General features: G+C 40.0%; 17 protein-coding genes. 13 read left to right on the forward strand and 4 right to left on the reverse strand.

Going from position 1 to position 18,114, the window contains the following annotated elements; translation table 11 throughout:
* Positions 1–261 precede the first annotated feature (261 nt).
* The 5 genes from B4Z47_RS20195 to B4Z47_RS20215 all read left to right on the forward strand — a co-directional run bounded on the left by B4Z47_RS20195 (position 262) and on the right by B4Z47_RS20215 (position 3,846).
* Positions 262–666, forward strand: a complete 405-nt coding sequence (locus B4Z47_RS20195; protein ID WP_286727816.1) for a transposase — start codon at positions 262–264, stop codon at positions 664–666.
* 10 nt (positions 667–676) lie between these two features.
* Positions 677–895, forward strand: a complete 219-nt coding sequence (locus B4Z47_RS20200; RefSeq protein ID WP_070569994.1) for a hypothetical protein — start codon at positions 677–679, stop codon at positions 893–895.
* A 134-nt stretch (positions 896–1,029) separates the two neighbouring features.
* Positions 1,030–2,367: a L,D-transpeptidase gene (locus B4Z47_RS20205; protein WP_286727763.1), complete on the forward strand. Its 1,338-nt coding sequence runs from the start codon at positions 1,030–1,032 to the stop codon at positions 2,365–2,367.
* Positions 2,368–2,733: 366 nt separating this feature from the next.
* A complete protein-coding gene (locus tag B4Z47_RS20210; protein ID WP_286727764.1) occupies positions 2,734–3,339 on the forward strand; it encodes an RNA polymerase sigma factor in 606 nt (201 codons plus the stop codon).
* Between the two features lie 270 nt (positions 3,340–3,609).
* Positions 3,610–3,846, forward strand: coding sequence for a hypothetical protein (locus tag B4Z47_RS20215; RefSeq protein WP_286727765.1), 237 nt, complete (start codon positions 3,610–3,612; stop codon positions 3,844–3,846).
* Positions 3,847–5,198: 1,352 nt separating this feature from the next.
* Here B4Z47_RS20215 and B4Z47_RS20220 read toward each other — a convergent pair.
* Positions 5,199–5,537: a helix-turn-helix domain-containing protein gene (locus B4Z47_RS20220; RefSeq protein ID WP_286727766.1), complete on the reverse strand. Its 339-nt coding sequence runs from the start codon at positions 5,535–5,537 to the stop codon at positions 5,199–5,201.
* Positions 5,538–5,959: 422 nt separating this feature from the next.
* A complete protein-coding gene (locus tag B4Z47_RS20225) occupies positions 5,960–6,409 on the reverse strand; it encodes a hypothetical protein (protein ID WP_286727767.1) in 450 nt (149 codons plus the stop codon).
* Between the two features lie 879 nt (positions 6,410–7,288).
* Here B4Z47_RS20225 and B4Z47_RS20230 point away from each other — a divergent pair.
* The 4 genes from B4Z47_RS20230 to B4Z47_RS20245 are packed head-to-tail and all read left to right on the forward strand — an operon-like array spanning position 7,289 to position 12,823.
* Complete coding sequence (locus tag B4Z47_RS20230; protein ID WP_286727768.1) at positions 7,289–7,666, forward strand: hypothetical protein; 378 nt, start codon at positions 7,289–7,291, stop codon at positions 7,664–7,666.
* Between the two features lies 1 nt (position 7,667).
* Positions 7,668–8,285, forward strand: a complete 618-nt coding sequence (locus B4Z47_RS20235; RefSeq protein WP_286727769.1) for a TlpA family protein disulfide reductase — start codon at positions 7,668–7,670, stop codon at positions 8,283–8,285.
* Complete coding sequence (locus tag B4Z47_RS20240; RefSeq protein WP_286727770.1) at positions 8,269–11,445, forward strand: SusC/RagA family TonB-linked outer membrane protein; 3,177 nt, start codon at positions 8,269–8,271, stop codon at positions 11,443–11,445. Before B4Z47_RS20235 ends, B4Z47_RS20240 begins: the two co-directional genes overlap by 17 nt.
* Positions 11,446–11,500: 55 nt before the next feature.
* On the forward strand, positions 11,501–12,823 hold the full coding sequence (locus B4Z47_RS20245) for a RagB/SusD family nutrient uptake outer membrane protein (protein WP_286727771.1): 1,323 nt from the start codon (positions 11,501–11,503) through the stop codon (positions 12,821–12,823).
* Between the two features lie 56 nt (positions 12,824–12,879).
* Here the strand turns inward: B4Z47_RS20245 and B4Z47_RS20250 are convergent, their stop codons facing one another.
* Complete coding sequence (locus tag B4Z47_RS20250) at positions 12,880–13,245, reverse strand: hypothetical protein (RefSeq protein ID WP_158638869.1); 366 nt, start codon at positions 13,243–13,245, stop codon at positions 12,880–12,882.
* A 360-nt stretch (positions 13,246–13,605) separates the two neighbouring features.
* On the reverse strand, positions 13,606–14,577 hold the full coding sequence (locus B4Z47_RS20255) for a helix-turn-helix domain-containing protein (protein ID WP_070570014.1): 972 nt from the start codon (positions 14,575–14,577) through the stop codon (positions 13,606–13,608).
* 326 nt (positions 14,578–14,903) lie between these two features.
* Between B4Z47_RS20255 and B4Z47_RS20260 the strand changes: the two genes are divergently transcribed.
* The 4 genes from B4Z47_RS20260 (at position 14,904) to B4Z47_RS20275 (ending at position 18,048) form a co-directional block, all read left to right on the forward strand.
* Positions 14,904–15,032, forward strand: a complete 129-nt coding sequence (locus B4Z47_RS20260; protein ID WP_262511799.1) for a hypothetical protein — start codon at positions 14,904–14,906, stop codon at positions 15,030–15,032.
* An 84-nt stretch (positions 15,033–15,116) separates the two neighbouring features.
* The gene (locus B4Z47_RS20265) at positions 15,117–16,040 is read left to right on the forward strand and encodes a hypothetical protein (RefSeq protein WP_286727772.1); all 924 of its coding nucleotides are present in this window, start codon (positions 15,117–15,119) and stop codon (positions 16,038–16,040) included.
* 179 nt (positions 16,041–16,219) lie between these two features.
* Positions 16,220–17,248: a hypothetical protein gene (locus B4Z47_RS20270; protein ID WP_070570018.1), complete on the forward strand. Its 1,029-nt coding sequence runs from the start codon at positions 16,220–16,222 to the stop codon at positions 17,246–17,248.
* 26 nt (positions 17,249–17,274) lie between these two features.
* Positions 17,275–18,048 (forward strand): LytR/AlgR family response regulator transcription factor, encoded by a 774-nt coding sequence (locus B4Z47_RS20275; RefSeq protein WP_286727773.1) that lies wholly within the window; start codon positions 17,275–17,277, stop codon positions 18,046–18,048.
* Positions 18,049–18,114: the final 66 nt, after the last annotated feature.

Here is an 18,114-nt window from a genome sequence, read left to right on the forward strand (position 1 = left end):
ACCCGACAGGGGCTATATGATTATCATTGATTTAATTTTTTTTAATAGGAAATGATGCTGTAATGAGCATAGCTCATTGCGGTTCCTTACTTACTACGTAAGTTTTGATAATGAGGAAGTTTTAAGTATATTTCCTCAATATATTAATTCTCAATGGCAGAGGAGAGATCGATAAATTGTTTTTTGTATACAATTTATCTAAGTTTGAGCAAGAAATTAAATCAAAAATAGGAAGGAGCGATACAATGGGCACTCAAGAATATTTTTGACTGGGCTAAATTCAGGAGCACCAAAGGTGCCGTAAAGCTGCACACTGTCTTGGATTATGATGGCTGCCTACCTGTTTTTATGCAGATTACCGATGGAAAAGTACATGAGAGCCAGCGAGCCGGTAGTTACAGTTTTTCTAAGGGAAGCGTGGTGGTAGTGGACCGTGGCTACGTGGATTACAGCTGGCTTGGGGATTTGGACAGCAGGGGCTGTTATTTCGTTACCAGGAGTAAAACCAACATGAATTACAAGGTTATCAAATCATATCAGAGTGAAGCACTCTTGGAAAAGGGGATCCTTAAGGATGAGCTCATTGAGCTATCCGGTGCTGCCTGCAATAAATACAACGGCAAGCCGCTACGCCTAGTCCACTTTTGGGACAGCACCACTGGTTGAACATCGGGAATTGGGACCCGCAGCTAAGGTAAATACCTATAAGTTGGTCAATGGAACGCTGAGTGGAGATGATATCATGATCGGTGCCGAAAAAGACGGTTTGGGAAATCCAATTAATGGCGAACGTCAATGGGCTTCAGGCCAGTACAATCTGGTGATCTTATATAAAAACACAACCTTTAATATGAGTACTTTCAAATCAATTCCTATTACTATATTGTACGAATAAAGCTATACTTTAAAGGAGACCAGTTATATTCCAAATAATCTATTATACATTAACGAATCTATATGTGCCTTGGGTGAGCTTAAAAAGGCTAAACTTTTTCTGTTGCAGACTTGTTGATAAAGTATATGAAAAATATGATGTTATCCTATCCCCTTAGAAAGTGGGTTACCACCTATGTATGCGGAAGCTTCCTCGCGATTGTTATGCTGGCGGGTTGTCATGACCGTAATGCCAAGCAGCAGCCGAAAAGTAAAGCAGAAAAGACAATGACCGAGCAGGCGGAAAATACTGACTTTACCCTTGCCTGGCTCAATGCTCTTTTTTATGAAGAAGATTTCGAGCCCGCTTTAAAATCGGATCTGCAGCTCAATAAAGAACAGATCAAAGCCTTAAAAGAGGCGGCGAGTGCCGCTGTTGGAAAGCTAAGTGAGGACGCTGAACCCTCGACCAAATCATTTAAAGAATCTATCAAACAGGCGACAACAGAGATTGTCCGGATCCTTGGTGAACAGAAAGCTGGTCAGTTCTTTCATTTTATTGCAGCACGTTATACGGACGAGCAGAATACACTGCCTTTAGAACCCAATCAGGTACCCGAAGATACACGGGTAGTTGTGAATGCACCTGCCTTCCGTATGGATGTATTTCAGCAGGGCAAGTTGATCAAAACCTACAAGGTGGGGGTCGGCTACCCGGAGTTTCCATTGCCGACAGGCGTACGTAGGGCAACCAATATCATTTTTAATCCGACCTGGACACCACCGGATGAACCTTGGGTAAAGGGCAAGGTAAGTCCTGGTGAGAAAGTACCTGCCGGAAGCAAATTAAATCCACTGGGACCGATCAAAATTCCCATTGGCATGCCATCGTTGATTCATGGCGGAAAAGATGTGTCCAAACTTGGTGCTTTTGCTTCCCATGGTTGTGTGGGCCTCACGGATGGACAGGTGCAGGATTTTACCCAGCAGCTTGCTCAAGTATCGGGAAGTCCAATTTCAGCGGAGAAAATTGCCGACTATGAGAAGAAAAACACCAAAACAGAATCGGTCAAACTTACACAGCCGGTGCTGGTAGAACTGCGTTATGAAACCATCGTTGCGCAAGATGGTCAGCTGCATATTTATAGAGATATATACGAGCGTGGTACCAATACTGTCGAAAATGCGACCCGTGTACTCGATAACTATGGCGTCAAATTTGAAAAACTCAGTGAGCAGGAAAAAAATAGCCTGACCCAAGCCTTGGCGGAAATGAATACCGATGCGCGTGGCAACAAAATTGCCGGGGCTGATCATCCCGATCAGGCCACAAAAGGAGACAGTGCGCAGAAAAGAGATGCGGACAAAGAAAACCGGAAGGAAAAGGGGCAGGTGACCAGGAAAGTCATCGGTCAGCAGGAAATGGCTATACCCATTGCCGCACTACGTGGAAAGGGCTATCCGATTCCGGTTGCGTACAATATAGGAAAATAGTTTCCAAACATAGGTTGCTTCTGGTAACGGAAGCAACCTATATTTAAAATAGAAAATTTTATTTGACCTTGATCAATTAGATAATTAAACACTCAACTCCGCTTTTTTTTTCAAATAGAACTGATTTCATCTACCTCACGATGGCCTACTTAGTTTTTTTTTGCTGATTTATTCCTTTTAAACGGATTGATAAGGATGCTTTCAACGCGCGCTATTTTAAGATTAAGAGTGACTCATAGCTGTGCTTTCGATCACTCTTAGTAACTATTTTTGCATTTGTCATATTTTTATATTCACTTTGTTTACTTAAATTGATTATGAGAACCTAGTCAAATTGGAGATATTGTATTTTAGTAGAGAAGCAGTATGGAAGGATTCTATTCTGAAACTCAAGCCGGAGCTCAAGATAGTGTGCTGATTGCACGAATAAAAAAAGGCGATGAGGAGGCGTTCACAATATTTTATAAACGTCATTTTTCGAAAATGTACCTTGCTGCTGTTCATTTGCTCAAAGAGGAGGATATGGCAAACGATGCTGTGCAGGAATTGTTTATGGAGCTGTGGCATCGGCCTGAACGTATTGATTCAACAGGTAACATCAAGGGATATTTGTATACGGTACTCCGAAATAGGATCCTTTCCAATATGAATCGTAGCAAATATTTTAACGAATACGTCAGCTCTTATTTGGCGTTTCAACATCAAAATACCTGCGACACTGAGGAAACAGTCCTCTTGCGTGAACTTGAGCGTATATTGGAAGAGAAGATAGCCTTGCTACCTCCCAAAATGCAAGCCGTATATCAGCTCTCGCGCGATGGAAAGCTATCCAATAAAGAAATTGCTGAGCAATTGAATATTACTGAAGGTACTGTAAAGCAGCATAAACATCAGGCCATGCGCATCCTGAGAAGTAAGTTTCCGAGACTCCTGTTGTTCTTCCTGTTTTTTTATAATGAGGATATCTTTTAGCCCAATCCCCCTCAAAATAAATATAACCGACCCTATTTATTTTTTTTTATTTTCCAACTATAACTTCTCGCGCTGTCATTCGTATTAAAGATACAAGACCCAAAACAGGTTGGGCGTGAAGCTTCAAACAAAATGCTAATTAAATTAGTTTTTTTGTGTTGCTATTTCTTATTTTTGTACTGTTAACCAGTTGATAAATAATTATGAGTCCAAGAAGAAGGCGTATAGATGATCCCTTGTGAAAATCTATTGGTATATAGGCAAGAATTTATGGGAACTTCATTGCGCTACGATTTTAACAGTTACAAGGTCATGGATCAGGAAGAGTCGGTATTGCGATCAAATAAGAATCCATTTTCTGTAATTGTCCTTACCGCACTTTTGGCTATCAAGAACAAGAAAATAAGCGACGAAGGCCTGAAAGCGATTAAGCACGATCTTTATGATGAAATGATAAACCGGGAGATGGATAAGGATACGCGACAAGGGTTATATGATTATCATTGATTTAATATTTTTTTAATAGGAAATGATGCTGTAATGAGCATGGCTCATTACTGTTCCTAACTTACTACGTAAGTTTTGATAATTAGGAAGTTTTGGGTATATTTCCTCAATAGATTAGTTCTCGATGGTAGAGGAGAGATCGATAAATTGCTTTTTGTAGGCAATTTATCTTAGTTTGAAAAAGAAATAGAAATAATAATAGGAAGAAGCGATACTATGAGCACTCAAGAATATTTATAAGATAAAGCTGAAAAAAAATGAATTCAAAAAGGAAAGATTGAAGGAAAGCGTGAAGAAGCTATTGCCATTGCATTGGAGTTTAAGAAAATGGGTTTACCTATTGCTGATATTGCTAAAGGAACCGGTCTTTCTATCGAAGAAATCGAAAAACTGTAATCAAATACTTTTAAAAGTTTATAGATATTTATTTTGAGCCATTTCCGGAAGGGAGTGGCTTTTCATTTTAAGGATGCTATATGGTCAAAAAACTCCCCTTTCGTCGCTGATAAAAGAGGAGAAACTTTATAAATATAAATTATGAAAAATCTTATCGTTAATAATAAAGCGCCCTAATAAATAAGGCGCTTCGCTAGATGTTGGTATATTTCAACCGGCTGATCTAATATAGAAATAATTTTTTGGAATTGGAAAAATAAAAATATTTTTTTATGTCTGCTTCTCCATTTTTTTGGGCTGGCTTAGCTTAACCCAATTATTGGTCGCTCGCCATCGCCGTAGAAGTAGTCAAAAAGTTGACTTGGTTTTATTTGAAATATTTTTGATAAAGTATACACTTGATAGGTGTAAAAACCGGTATCATCATTTTCATGTCGGATTTTTCTTATTGGGTACACTTGAGGTCCAATTTTCGGTGTCATATCTTCATTTTTAAGGCTGGCGACGAAAATTACCTTAGCAAAATTACTTAAGCTTTCATTTGTTCGTTAATTTCTCCATACTCGCCCTTGACTAAGCCTAAACGTTCAATACCAAGTGATGTGTTTCTATTTTTTATCAGATAGTGCCTCTATCAAATGGGCACTCAAGAATAATTATTAGATAAAGCTGAAAAAAAAGCAATTCAGAAAGGCATTGAAAAAGGTAAGCTTGAAGAAGCTCTTGCCATTGCACTAGAGTTTAAGAAAATGGGGCTACCTATTGTAGATATTGCTAAGGGCACTGGGCTTTCTATCGGAGAAATCGAAAATCTGTAATCAAATACTTTTAAAGTTTATAGATATTTATTGTGAGCCATTTCCGGAAGGGAGTGGCTTTTTTATATAAACATTAAATCGAAATGAGGCTATTTGAGCTGGGTGTTGATATATTTCAATAAATCTTGTGGTGGAGATTTAAACGTTATTGTGCTTGTACAATTGATCATATAGCTGGATAAGCTTTTTCTGAAGCTGAATAATTTCGCCATCACGGCAGAGTATCTTTTCCGAAATTACTTTTAACTCATCAGCATGCTCTTTAATTTCTTCTGTTTCAGAATAAGATAATAGCTGTACGGGAGTCAAATTAAATACCTTTGCGATTTGGTTTAATCGAGAGATATTTAGATCTGTAACACCGGTTTCAATTTTAGAAAGTGCAGCAATTGATATTTCTAATCGCTTTGCAACATCACCTTGGTGCCAGCCTTTTTGATGTCTCAGTAATCTAATTGCTTTTCCTAGTTTGTCCATTGAAAAATTAATTTAATGTTAATATACAAAAATATCCCTGACTCTCTCTCGTTACCAAAATTCTTTAGGCGTTGTATCAAGTGATTAGAGATGAGTGCCTTTTATAAACTAAATATATGACGAAAAAAATCTGTTTTGATATAAATGAAGTTTGTCTTATAGCTTTTTGTAAAAGAACCCTAATAAATTAAAGCGCTTCTTTAGATGTTGGTTTATTTCAACTGGTTTAGGATATTGTAGCAATAACTTTCTGAAATTGAAAAATTAAAAATATCTTTTTGCAGTTTGTTTCCCCCGTTTTGGGTTATCCTAGCTTAATCCAATTATTGGCCCCTCGCGTTCGCCATAGAAGGAGTTGACGTGTTGGCAGTATTAATCGTGTCGCTTCTTTCGTTTAGAGTTAGTATAGGATTCGTAAATAGTTATTTGTATAATTGTTCAAATGCATCTATCAGTTTCATATTTTGAGATTTTGCAATCGAAAAAACTTCATGAGCATAAAAATCATCTGCAGTTTGATTTAGTACTTTCGTGAATCTTGTATTTTCAATGCCTGCTTTTTCTGAGACTTCTGCTTGTGACGATACAAATTGAGTAATAAATTTTTGGTAGGTATTCAACGTCTTATCGTTTTTTACTTTGCCTTTTTGTTTTGCAAGATATTTTCTATGGGCTGTGCTGGCGATTTCGGATAATGCATTTTCACAGTCTTTGTCAAAGTCGTTCGATAGTAGTTTTACAGCATTATAAAAATTTCGACCTTTTACTACTGATAAATCACTATTTACTTGAAAAGACTCTAAAGGTTTTTTCTCCGATAAAATCGCTTCAAACTCTTTATTTAAAGTTTTCAAAAACTTTTCAAACTTCATTTTATATTTCTGTTGGTTAACTTCTTAGATTTATATCGCAATTTTTTTTGCGATTATATTTTGTATTGTTATATTTGTATTATAATCAGTTCGCTGATTTAGTCTCGGGCACGAAACGGCAAATTTCAAAAGACGTGAGACGTAGGGTTTGCGACCCCCAATGCTTTTTGTATCTTTACAACAAGGAGGGGTAAGCTCCCCTATTGGAAACTGCGTCTGGGTTCTTTGCCGTACCTGTGCTCAGTGGAAGATAGTGGGGCTTGCCTCTTTTATATTTATAAATGTTTGCCTCCTACTTTCCCCTTGAGACTCTTGTTGATAACCCAATTAGTAAATTATGAGACAAAAAGTGTCATTAACCACAACAGAACGACGGCAGATCAAGGATCAGCTTCGTCGGCTTGCAGTATCACTGCTCATCAAGAACAAATACTGCCCACCAGAATAGCTTCTTAAGAGCTAAAATTAACAATGGCCGATAGCCCCTGGGTATCGAATGGATATAAAAAGCCTTAATGGCCTATTCATAAACTGTCAATTGCTGATTTTGCCGACCTGTTTTTTAAAGGCTAATGCCCCGACAATGTCATGTCCTCTTTCTTTAATTTCGCACTTTAAAAATAGGGATTTTAGAATTGTCAAGCAAAGGTTTTAGAAATACATCCATAGATATGTTATGTGAAAGGTCGGTTTTTTATTTTACCAACGGACGCGGTATCGTCTCTATCAAATTACGTGTAACTGTCCTGCACCGCGCCCGATAACCTATTTCTTATTTTTTAACCGCTGTGACCTGAGCCCATTCATGCTCCCGCAAAAAGCTGATTTCGGTCGGACAGGGAGAGCTATGTGCTATGGTCACAGCTAAAAACTAAACACATGAAAGCCATTTATGAAGATCTCCTGCATCTTGACAGGCCATTCTATGAGATCCATGAAGACAGTTACGATCCATTGAAATGTATCGAAAACTTTTGGAATAATTATCCGCTAGTCACAATACGCGAGTACCTCTACGCATTAGACCTCAAATGCAAAACCCTCGGCGCAGCTACTGAAAGCAAATTAGAGGCTGTACAGCAGACGCTTTTTTTGTCCGATATCCTGCGTGCTCTGATGGCGTATTTCCTGACGCATAGCCGTCATTTAGATACAAGCCAAATAGAACTGTCAACACTGGACCTCAATAGGAAGGAACTCCAGCTGACCAAAAAAATCAACGATTTTTTTCAATCCATTAACCAATCAAAACCTTAAGATGATGAAAACAATACTTTATAATTTACACAAGGCTTTTAAAAGCAAACGAGCACGAGCGATACTGCTGTGTTTGGTTTCTATGTTTAGTTTATCTGCCCAAACGCCCTGCAAGGACAGCGGGGCGGATGGGTCTGCTACCGTGGAACCGGTACTCGTCGGAAATAAATTACCTCAAGATTTCTGGTCCCGAAAAGTGAAAATCTATAATCAAGGGGACACAGCATTCGTAGAACTATCTAAGTACAAAGGCAAATCTTTTATTCTTGACTTTTGGTCTACTACCTGTGGTACTTGCATCAGTGGTATGTCAGATTTGATTAAAATCCAAAAGAGTTTTGGTAAGGAACTTAATGTTTTGCTCGTAAACTCATATGGTAAATTAGACACCTATCAACGTATTCACAAGATGCCTATCGATGTTCTGCGGACAAACGACCTTAGCACCGTGTATGCCGATGATTATCTGATCAAGCTGTTTCCTCATCGTACGTTCCCATTTTATGTTTGGGTGGACCAAAATGGTACAGTGGTAGCATTGACCTTAAAACGGTTGGTTGAAATGGAAAATGTTGAAACATTTATCAAATATAATCGTCTCTATGAAAAGTCTAATTAGTTTGATCTTAATGATGGTCTGCTGTAAATCGGTCTTTGCGCAGGGTAAATATCGAGGAAATGTTATTGATCAGGATCATAATCCTATTGCTTTCGCTACGTTTAAACTGGAGGGAACTGCACCTGCTTATCGGACTGATTCCTTGGGTAGATTTGAGTTCTCCTCTTCCAATGCAATAAGGTTTGTTACATTTTCGGCCATGGGATTTGAAACCAAAAACATAAACTGGGATACCAATGTGACAAATCGCATCATCCTATTGGATAGAAAAGACAATAGACTCGATGAGGTACACGTGAATACGGGATATCAGACCATCCCGAAAGACCGGGCGACGGGTAGCTTCGGGGTGGTATCTAATAAAGACTTCAATAAAATCCCGAGCAGAGGGATCTTGGATCGTATTGAAGGTAAAGTATCCGGACTGCAGTTTGATAGAAGGAGCGGAAAATCGGTGCTAAATATACGCGGGATAAACACCTTTTCTGAATTAGCGGCCCAGCCCCTCATCGTTGTTGATAATTTCCCTTACGATGGTACATTGGATGATCTTAATCCTAATGATGTGGAATCTGTCTCCGTATTGAAGGATGCGGCAGCCTCCAGTATATGGGGATCCCGAGCAGGAAATGGCGTGATTGTCGTGACGACCAAAAAAGGAAAGGCAGGCAATAAGCCGATTATCAATTTTACAACGACAACAATGGTCAGCAGAAAGCCTGACCTGTTCTATAACAAGACGATCAATAGTAGGGATTTTATCGAAGTGGAGCGTTTTCTCTTTGATAATAAGTATTATGATGATGCATATAATAGCGCCTATAATCAGACGACGATATTTTCGCCTGTCGTGGACATGCTGTATGCAAATAAAGCGGGGAGCTTGTCGGATATTGATCTGAATACGCGATTGAAAGCGCTAGAAGGGAACGATTATCGAAATGACCTGCTGAAATATGTTTATCAAGCTGCGGTAAATCAACAGTACTTTTTGGATATTTCCACAAGTAATGCAACCAATAGAAATCGCTATTCGGTTGGCTATGATCGCGGTAGAGGGGATACAAAAGGAGCAAATAATGACCGTTTAACTTTGAGGGCTACAAATAGCTGGAAGCTCGGGCAAAAGTTGTCTATAGAAAATATGATTTCTCTGATCAATGGACGGGATCGGGTTTTCTCTTCGACACCACGCTATCCGATGATTCCCGGGGGTGGAAAAAATAATTTGTATCCTTATGCCTCGCTAGTGGATGACGAAGGAAACTTCCTGTCGATCCCGAGATTTTATAATTCATCTTTTCTTGAAAGGGCAAATGCTGACGGTCTATTGGACTGGACCTACCGACCTTTAGCGGATCGGGATAAGTCGACTTACAAGTCCTGGAATCGGCATCTTTATTTAAATTTTAACTTGCATTATGACATCCTCCCCTTCTTAAAGGCCGATGTGATCTATGGTTATGAGAATAGTAGTAGCAAATCAGAATCGCTTTCCGGAGAGGATTCTTTTGAGGTGCGGGATTTGATCAATAAGTATACGCGAATTGTCGGTGGGGCAAAACTGTACGATTTTCCATTTGGTGCTATACTGCGAAATGGTGATAATGAGATGCAATCGCATAGAGGAAGGGTGCAGGTGAGCCTCAACAAATCTTTTGGAGACGAGCATGCCCTGAATGCGCTGATCGGTACAGAGCTGTATACCAGGAATATCGACCAGCGCTCTTCGGGCTCCTATGGTTACAATGCCGAAGTGCTCAGCCGCAAAAGTGTTGATTACAACACCATCTATAACTTGTATGGAGGTCTGGGATATGGGTATATGACACCCTTGGATGCTTATTCGGGTACATTATCCAGAACCTTATCAATGTATTTTAATGGTTTGTATGAATATAAGGCTAAATACGGGCTTTCTTTTTCTGCCCGTAAGGATGCTGCGAATTCGTTCGGAACGAATGTCAACAGCCAGTGGAATCCATTGTGGTCGGCAGGTTTACTTTGGCAGGTGGCAAAGGAAAAATTTATGCAAGGTGCAGATTGGATCGATTATCTTAAACTACGGTCAACCTTTGGCTACGGTGGTGTACAGCCCGCTGGAGCCCTCAATAAAACTGTGATCGGTTATGTCGGCAATGCTAAATACTCAAATCTACCTTACGCCTTGATCGGAAGCCCGCCAAACCCCGGGCTCAAATGGGAAACAGTGCGCACCTTAAATTTTGGTCTGGATTTCTCAATATACGGTGGTAAATTAACGGCTAATGTAGACTATTATCGGAAAAAGTCTTTCGACCTGCTTTCTGATGACCCCTTTGATCCGACTTCAGGTTATTCGCTGTTGACAAAAAATGTTGGTAAAATAGCAACTCATGGGATCGATTTGACCCTCGCCTCAAATGGTAGTTTCGGAAAAGGTTATTGGCAGTCTTCCATCAATTTTTCCTATAACAAAAATAAAGTGACTGATTATAGAGGGACAATCGGAGCAACCAGCCTGTATCTAGATGGTGGGAGGACGCTTATGCCGTTATTGGGTAAATCTCTGTACCCAGTTTTCTCTTATAAATCTGCTGGACTGGATCCCGTCAATGGCGATCCAAGGGGATATAAAAATAGCGAAATATCGAAAGATTATCAGGCGCTGACCACGGATTCACTGCAATACCTAAATTATCATGGCACTGCCTTACCTCCAATATACGGAGCATGGAATAATACCATAGGTTATGGCAAGTTTTACCTAGATTTTAGTCTGCTCTTCAAATTTGGCCACTATTTTAAGAAGAAATCCATTGTCTATGGTAGTCTATTTGACTCCTGGGATGGGCATGCTGATTTTGCTAAAAGATGGCAGCAGCCAGGAGACGAATTGGTGACAACAGTTCCAGCGATGCAATACCCCAACGATAGTTATCGCGATCTGTTTTATCAGCACTCTTCCAATAATATCGTCAAAGGTGATCTCATTAGGCTGCAAAATATTAGGTTCGGTTACAACTTTGGCCTAAGCGACAAAAAGATCAAGGGTCAACTTTACATTGGAGCAAATAACGTGGGATTGATCTGGCGAAAAAATAAGGAAAATCTCGATCCTGATTATTTGGATTTGCCTGCTCCGCGTGTAATTTCAGTCGGTGGGAATATTAATTTTTAATACTTGTGTCATGAAACAATATATTTACAAACTACTCATAGTAAGCCTATTTTGTATGGCTTCCTGTAATAAATTTCTGGAGGATAAAACAAATAAAACAAGTACAGTGCCATCCACATTGGAGGATTTGCAAGCCTTGTTAGATGCAGGAAATCAGCTGAATCTCGGAAGTTATCCTTTTTTCTTGGAAGCTTGCACGGACGATTTTCTCCTTACGGATGCTGGTTATAATAATCTTGACGTGTTTGATAAGCAGGTGTATACCTTTCAAAACCCAGATTTATATTCGGCAACAGAGAAATTGATATTATGGCGGGATGCCTATAAGGCTATTGCGATAGCCAATACGGTATTGGATGGATTGTCGGATATTAAAATTTTAAAAGGCCTCGATCCTAACAATATTAAAGGACAAGCGCTATTCCATCGAGCTTTTATGCACTTTATACTCTTGCAGATATATGCTGCACCCTTTGATCAAAAAGGCAATAATAATGTACCGGGAATACCCATCAAGTTAAGCTCAGATATCAATGACAAAACCAAGCGGTCAACAGTAGGGGAATGCTATCGTTCGGTTATTCAGGATTTGGAGGAAGCAGCTGGCTTGCTTCCAAATGAATTAGGGATAGTGACACGACCTAATAAAATTTCGGCTCATGCTGCACTCTCAAGAGTCTACATGGCGATGGAAGATTACGAAAATGCAAAGAAATATGCTGAATTGGTCTTGATACGGTACGATAAGTTGATGGATCTTAATACAATGAGTGTAGATGCATCTTTTCCTTATCCAGCTATGAATGCAGAAACTTTGTTTTTTGCGTACTCAAATGGTACAACCATGTTTGGTGGAAGCAGAGGCTCCTATATGACTGATGATTTATTGAGTAAGTATGATACTCATGACTTAAGGTTTCGGGCGAACTATAAAAAAGGGACCGATGGACGCTACACGTTTAAGGGTCATTACGTAGGTTCGGGAACCTACCTTTTCTTTGTTGGACTTACAACTTCTGAAGTCTTATTAAATGCTGCTGAAAGTAATACGCGACTGGGCAATGCGACGCTAGCTAAGCAACAACTCAATGAGCTCTTACAAAATCGGATTGAGAAGCAATTCTTTGTGCCAATAACGGAAAGTAACATCGAAGTCTTATTGAAGACAGTTATTCGGGAAAGGCGCAAAGAATTGGTCCGCAGAGGGCTAAGGTGGTCGGATTTGAGACGGCTAAATAAAGACGAACGTTTTAAAAAGGAAATCGTTCGCAAGGTCACGATTGACGGAAAGATTCAAGAATTTAGCCTGAAGCCCATTAGTAAAGACTATATTTTTAATATTCCCATTGAGGTTAAAAATATAACTGGGATAGAATAGATAAGAAAATAGCGAAGGGTAGTTCCTTCGCTACTTTCTTTGAGCTATAGCTTGAATTAAAACGGCCTGAAATCGGTGACAGTTTCATTTGGTGTTTTACTACTATTGGCAGTGCTGATGCGGAGCGCGATAGTTGTTGGGGTAGATGATCCCGATGGGGTAACAAGTGCCGTCATATCGGGTTGTGAGGGATTTGATGGATTGGCAGGGGCATTGATCTGACAAACAGTTTGTTTAGCACCTTCACATTCTTCACTTGGCCCCAAGCTGTATTTGCTGGGATCGGTAGGAGAGTCTGAGGATGTGCCATGGTATGACCATACCTGATTCGCCGCTATTATCTTTACTTCTTTCTCTCCTTTAACTTCTTTTTCACTTTGAATACTTTGCGCATTTGCACTCAACGAAATTCCTAATGCCATCACACCAATGCTCATGGTGCCGATGATTCTTTTTGCTAATGTTTTCATTTCTAATGTTTTTAAGTTTATTATTTTTGCTTATCCTTATTATCCTCCTGGATCGGCCGTGGAGGTGTTTCCTAATGACCGGACGGGCATCTCCCTGTCCTCCGATCTGTTATCTTATACCAAAGTTAGCGCAGTAATTTTCGAAAGATGTTTGAATTTTAGGTAGGCCGTTGTATGATTTTTTGTGCGGTGGTGCCCCGTCTTTTCTTCGAGTTTGTATTTTTATTATTTAAGGATAGCGCTCATTTATGGGACGAAAGGTCTGATTTCAGGGACAAATGCCAAATATGGGGGATGGATAGGGATTTTTTTTTATTTATATGCCCTCGGACAAATACCAGTATGTTTCCGAAAAAAAGCTGAAAAATTCTGCTGGGATCCGTACCCGCAATAATTGCTGACTTCTTTAACCGAATGTCCTGCCAGCAATAACTCTTGTGCTTTAAGGATAAGATGCCTAGTCCAGGTCTGTTTCGGACTTTCACTATAGATGGCTTTATAGATTTTGTTCAATCTGCTCATGTCTACCTGCAGCTGTTCTGCAATCGCATGAATGGAGCAGCTGCTAAAAGTCTGCATCACCTGATCCCGGATCATTTGTTCGGCCCTTTCGGCTAGGAATTGATCGGGATCTATCTTTTCATAGTGTTCAAAATTTTTATAAATGGCGATATCAAATAGGTCATAGACAAGTTTTACAGCCATAGCTTCATTGTCTTTATGATAATTGAAAAAATGCTCCTCAATTCTTGAAAGCTGATAGCTTGTCTTTTCTTTGATTGGCCATAGGGCACTTTGGTAGAGTCGCTTTTTGTCGCGTAGACGTGCTGTGCTGAATTTAAATAGGAAATGGTCTTCTTTAAATATTGCTGATCTAATATAACCTCTATCGACCAGAACTCCGTAGATCAAATATTCTCCCTGCAACAGAACCGTTTGCATCTTGCCTTTGGGAATGTAGGCATAAGTATCATATCCAGAAGGGAGCTGCACGTGACTATTATTTGCTGTATGTTCTATGTTAATGGTCGAAACGGAATGCCTATTATACAGCAGATGATAATCGGATTTATCGGTTTGCACGGACAATTGAAACGTACTTTGCACCTGAACCTGCACGCGATAAAATAGGACGCTATGGTAATCAATATATTCTTCTAGCAATTGGATGCTCGCATCCTCATAGCGCTGTAACTGTGAATCGGGAAGCTTGGGCAAAAATGCTCTTACTTGCTTGGTAAATTGGGGCACCTGGGGCAATATAAAATGAAAAGTTTTGATCATTGGATATGCAGTTAATCAGGTTTTATAAAAGGCTCAATCCATGTTTATAAAAGTAAAATCGAGGTTTGAGAAATACTTAAAAAAATGATAGATGACCGATTTCTATCGAAATCATGCAAAAAAACAAGGATATCTGACCTCTTTTCTTATCCCTTACCTCGGCGAAGGCAATTAGCTTTCTTTTTGGGTAACATATCATTCTTTTCCTCTTTTTTAAGGATTTCAGCCATATTTGATCGTTAGCTAATACAATTTTAGTGCATGTACAGCCAGCGGGAGTGGCCTGACCCGTATCGTTGCAGGCCGATGTTTAATTCAATTCAAACATGAACGACAACATACAGACAAGTGATCTTATCGTCGAACTGGGGTTAACTTTGCCTCAGATGATGCAACTATTTCCGGAAATGGGAGATGTCGTTGACGATGAAAAATGCTGGGTAGAAATACCTTAACGCTAATTCAGCATCGCTTTCCGTCGGAAGGCGATGCTGTTCACTGATTGAATAATAACCTAATTTTTCTAGACCACAATTTAAATGAACAATAATCAATTGACCAAACCGTTTTGGTTTGCCAACGTATGGAATTTTTTTCCGGAATTTACGGTAGAAGATCTTGAAATAAATTACCTGAGATGGAGCGCTTACCGAAAGTCTTTTGCCAAGATGCTGCAACCCGTCCAACTGGACCGAATGTTGGACGCCTCTTGTCTTGAAATGCTTCCAACTGATCTTAGTGGGATTGTCATCTCTTTCCATTATGGCCCATACCGTCTGATACCGCGCTATCTGCTTGCAGCAGGCTATAAAATCTCTGTACTAGCTTCGCCCGGTATCATTAAAAAGGAACAAAAAGAGACTGAACTCCTGATGCAGCTAAACAATCTCGAAGCAGATAGCCTGCGCTATATCGATGCTTCAAGACGTACAGTGCTCAAAAATATACTTTCGGACCTAAATGAAAAGCGTTTGGTGCTGGTATACCTTGATGCGGACGAAGGGGTGAATCGCCTAGCTGCTAAAGGGACCCGATCTTTGCTTAAGGTCCCCGTCGCAGCTAGTGGACTGTATTTCCACGCGAGTATCGCCCAGCTTGCCTTCCGGTTTCATATTCCCCTCGCTTTTCTGCTGATGGAAAAAAGTGAGAACAATGGACTGTGGAATCTGGCTTTATCAAAAGGGCTGCGCTGTAAAAGAGCGGAGCAACCTGATGGGTTTATGAAGAGGTTCAAGGGAAAATTAAACAGGGCGATAAACCGCATTGTCATGAAGGAATGGACAGCATGGGAAAACTGGCCCTTGATTCATTTTTATCATCCGGATCTTAAAGAGAGAAAGGTCGTTTCACAAGATGCACTCACGTGGGTAATGCCTATATGTTTACAAGAACGTGCCTTTTTTTTCGACGTGAAAAACCGTCAATTTTTCGAACTAAAAACGGATAATTTGCTAAAAGGGTAAAAAGTATGAAAACAAGTAAATGAGTTGCTGTATAATTTCTTGATAAGGATGATGTTTCCTTTTAGCGAAATATTATTTTTAATTAATTTATTCTTTACGCTTTGTTTTTTGTAATTTAAGTGTTCAAAGTACACCAATTATAGAAAAAACAATTTAGCCAACGTTTAAAATAGGATATAATGGAAGATAGACGGACCAAAATAACCCAGTTTTTCACGCGGAGATACATCTTATTTTTTATCGGAACAGGATTCTTGCTGCTGCTGCTGTTCAAATTGAATATTCAGGTTTGGCATCGATTGACCATGCGACATCTGTTGGCCTTAACCGGACCATACTTGTTTTCATTCGCTATGTATTGGCTGGCGATAAATTTATTGCAGTTAAGTTCTATTTATCTTAAACTGGTCATACTGCTTGTGCTGGGCTGCTGGCAATACCTGAGTATAGATTTCTGGGTGTATTATACCTACTCGTGGCTTCCTGCTCACGGCATTTCATTTGCCGGAAAACTGACGGATTATCATTTGATGCAATTCCACAATAGGATCATGGTAGGCAATTTATTGGTACTGGGGACAGCCTTAATTGTACACAGCGTTTTTAGAAATTGTTCCTATTGGCTAAGGTTTCAATTGCTCACCATGGAATTGGATGCCGGCAGGCTGGCGGGACGTCTCTCTAAGCATTTCGTGAAAGAATGGATCAAGATCGTGCAGCATAACAAATTGCTGCACCGAAACGATACACTGGAACTATTTCGATACATCATTGCAGTGACGGCAAACCGGAAAGTCAAAGTAGCTATTGCCGAAGAATGGAAGCAGCTCAAGGTGATGGCTTCCTGTTTTACAGACCGCCTGATGCTATTTAAGGGGGAAGAAGTCCTCCTTGCGACCGATTGGAGCCGCTCTATCATTGCTGCATCCATGCTCTCGTGGTTTGAAAATGCCCTGAATTATAGTCCTCGGGGAGCACAGGGTCAAATTATCATGGAATGGTCGCGGGTAGATGGTCAGTTGCATTTCCAGATGATCAATTATGTCAGCGGCAAGCGCTCAGCGGGACATACTGGGGTGGGCAATAAGTTGCTGCAGGAATTATTTGATGCGGTATTGCCCGGAACATATCGGATTGAATATCGCGAACAAAATCCCATTTTCAGCGTCCAGCTTACGCTGCTCCAAAACTACCGAAAAGCGATTTAACTGAGTATTTTATAAAATAATGCCATATGCCAATAATCCCTATTCTTATCGTTGAAGATTTTCGACCTGATGCTGAAAAATTAAAAACTCTTTTAGAAGAAACAGATTTGGATCTCCTTATCGATGTGGCGGATAATAAAAAAGATGCCTTACGGAAAATCAACTCCGGCAAGTATGATGTGCTTTTTATGGATGTTGTGCTGGATCAAAGGGCCGACGATACCTTGCTCAATGGAATGGATCTTTACCAGTCTATCGATGCTAAGAAAAGACCTGAGGTCGTATTTGTGACGGAGCATGAAGCGTTTTCGCTGCGCTCTTATCATTTGGATGCGGCGGACTTTATGCCCAAACCGGCTACGTTTCCGATGGTCTACAGAGCGCTAGAAAATGCGTTTCGCCGTTTGGCTGTTCCGATCAATCTTAAATGTGTGCCACAGCCTGAATTCGCCTTTATCGAAATGACCGATAAAATGTGTCAAAGGGTACAGTTTAGTGATATTTACTTCGTGCAGAAAGTGAAAGGGGACAATGAGCTGGCTTTTTTCGAAAGAAATATGAGATTGGATGGGTTTGGCAAACCAGTTCCGCGAAAGGCAAAAAAGACCATAAAAGAAATTGTCGATTTTTTACCAGCAACCGAATTTGTTCAGGTGGATCAATCGACCCTAGTCAATATGAACTTTATTGTTTCCTTTTTGAAGCGTAAAATTGTGATGAGCGAGGGCCCTCAGCGCTCGTTCGCCGTGACCCGCAGCTATATCAAGGAACTCCGGCAGAAGCTGCACGTGTTTGAATGAGCAGACGGATAGTGGGGATGAATTAAACTGAATTAATAAACCGAATGATAGTCAAAATAAACTAAG

The sequence above is a fragment of the Sphingobacterium sp. UBA2610 genome (assembly GCF_002339225.1).
Classification (GTDB): domain Bacteria; phylum Bacteroidota; class Bacteroidia; order Sphingobacteriales; family Sphingobacteriaceae; genus Sphingobacterium; species Sphingobacterium multivorum.

What these genes read in the sequence shown, in the direction of transcription:
- B4Z47_RS20270 (WP_070570018.1), top strand. Translation starts at nt 16,220, where the DNA reads ATGGAAGATAGACGGACCAAAATAACCCAGTTTTTCACGCGGAGATAC.
- B4Z47_RS20205 (WP_286727763.1), top strand. Translation starts at nt 1,030, where the DNA reads ATGATGTTATCCTATCCCCTTAGAAAGTGGGTTACCACCTATGTATGC.
- B4Z47_RS20220 (WP_286727766.1), bottom strand. Translation starts at nt 5,537, where the DNA reads ATGGACAAACTAGGAAAAGCAATTAGATTACTGAGACATCAAAAAGGC.
- B4Z47_RS20230 (WP_286727768.1), top strand. Translation starts at nt 7,289, where the DNA reads ATGAAAGCCATTTATGAAGATCTCCTGCATCTTGACAGGCCATTCTAT.
- B4Z47_RS20265 (WP_286727772.1), top strand. Translation starts at nt 15,117, where the DNA reads ATGAACAATAATCAATTGACCAAACCGTTTTGGTTTGCCAACGTATGG.
- B4Z47_RS20210 (WP_286727764.1), top strand. Translation starts at nt 2,734, where the DNA reads ATGGAAGGATTCTATTCTGAAACTCAAGCCGGAGCTCAAGATAGTGTG.
- B4Z47_RS20240 (WP_286727770.1), top strand. Translation starts at nt 8,269, where the DNA reads ATGAAAAGTCTAATTAGTTTGATCTTAATGATGGTCTGCTGTAAATCG.
- B4Z47_RS20235 (WP_286727769.1), top strand. Translation starts at nt 7,668, where the DNA reads ATGATGAAAACAATACTTTATAATTTACACAAGGCTTTTAAAAGCAAA.
- B4Z47_RS20215 (WP_286727765.1), top strand. Translation starts at nt 3,610, where the DNA reads ATGGGAACTTCATTGCGCTACGATTTTAACAGTTACAAGGTCATGGAT.
- B4Z47_RS20250 (WP_158638869.1), bottom strand. Translation starts at nt 13,245, where the DNA reads ATGGCATTAGGAATTTCGTTGAGTGCAAATGCGCAAAGTATTCAAAGT.
- B4Z47_RS20260 (WP_262511799.1), top strand. Translation starts at nt 14,904, where the DNA reads ATGAACGACAACATACAGACAAGTGATCTTATCGTCGAACTGGGGTTA.
- B4Z47_RS20225 (WP_286727767.1), bottom strand. Translation starts at nt 6,409, where the DNA reads ATGAAGTTTGAAAAGTTTTTGAAAACTTTAAATAAAGAGTTTGAAGCG.
- B4Z47_RS20255 (WP_070570014.1), bottom strand. Translation starts at nt 14,577, where the DNA reads ATGATCAAAACTTTTCATTTTATATTGCCCCAGGTGCCCCAATTTACC.
- B4Z47_RS20275 (WP_286727773.1), top strand. Translation starts at nt 17,275, where the DNA reads ATGCCAATAATCCCTATTCTTATCGTTGAAGATTTTCGACCTGATGCT.
- B4Z47_RS20245 (WP_286727771.1), top strand. Translation starts at nt 11,501, where the DNA reads ATGGCTTCCTGTAATAAATTTCTGGAGGATAAAACAAATAAAACAAGT.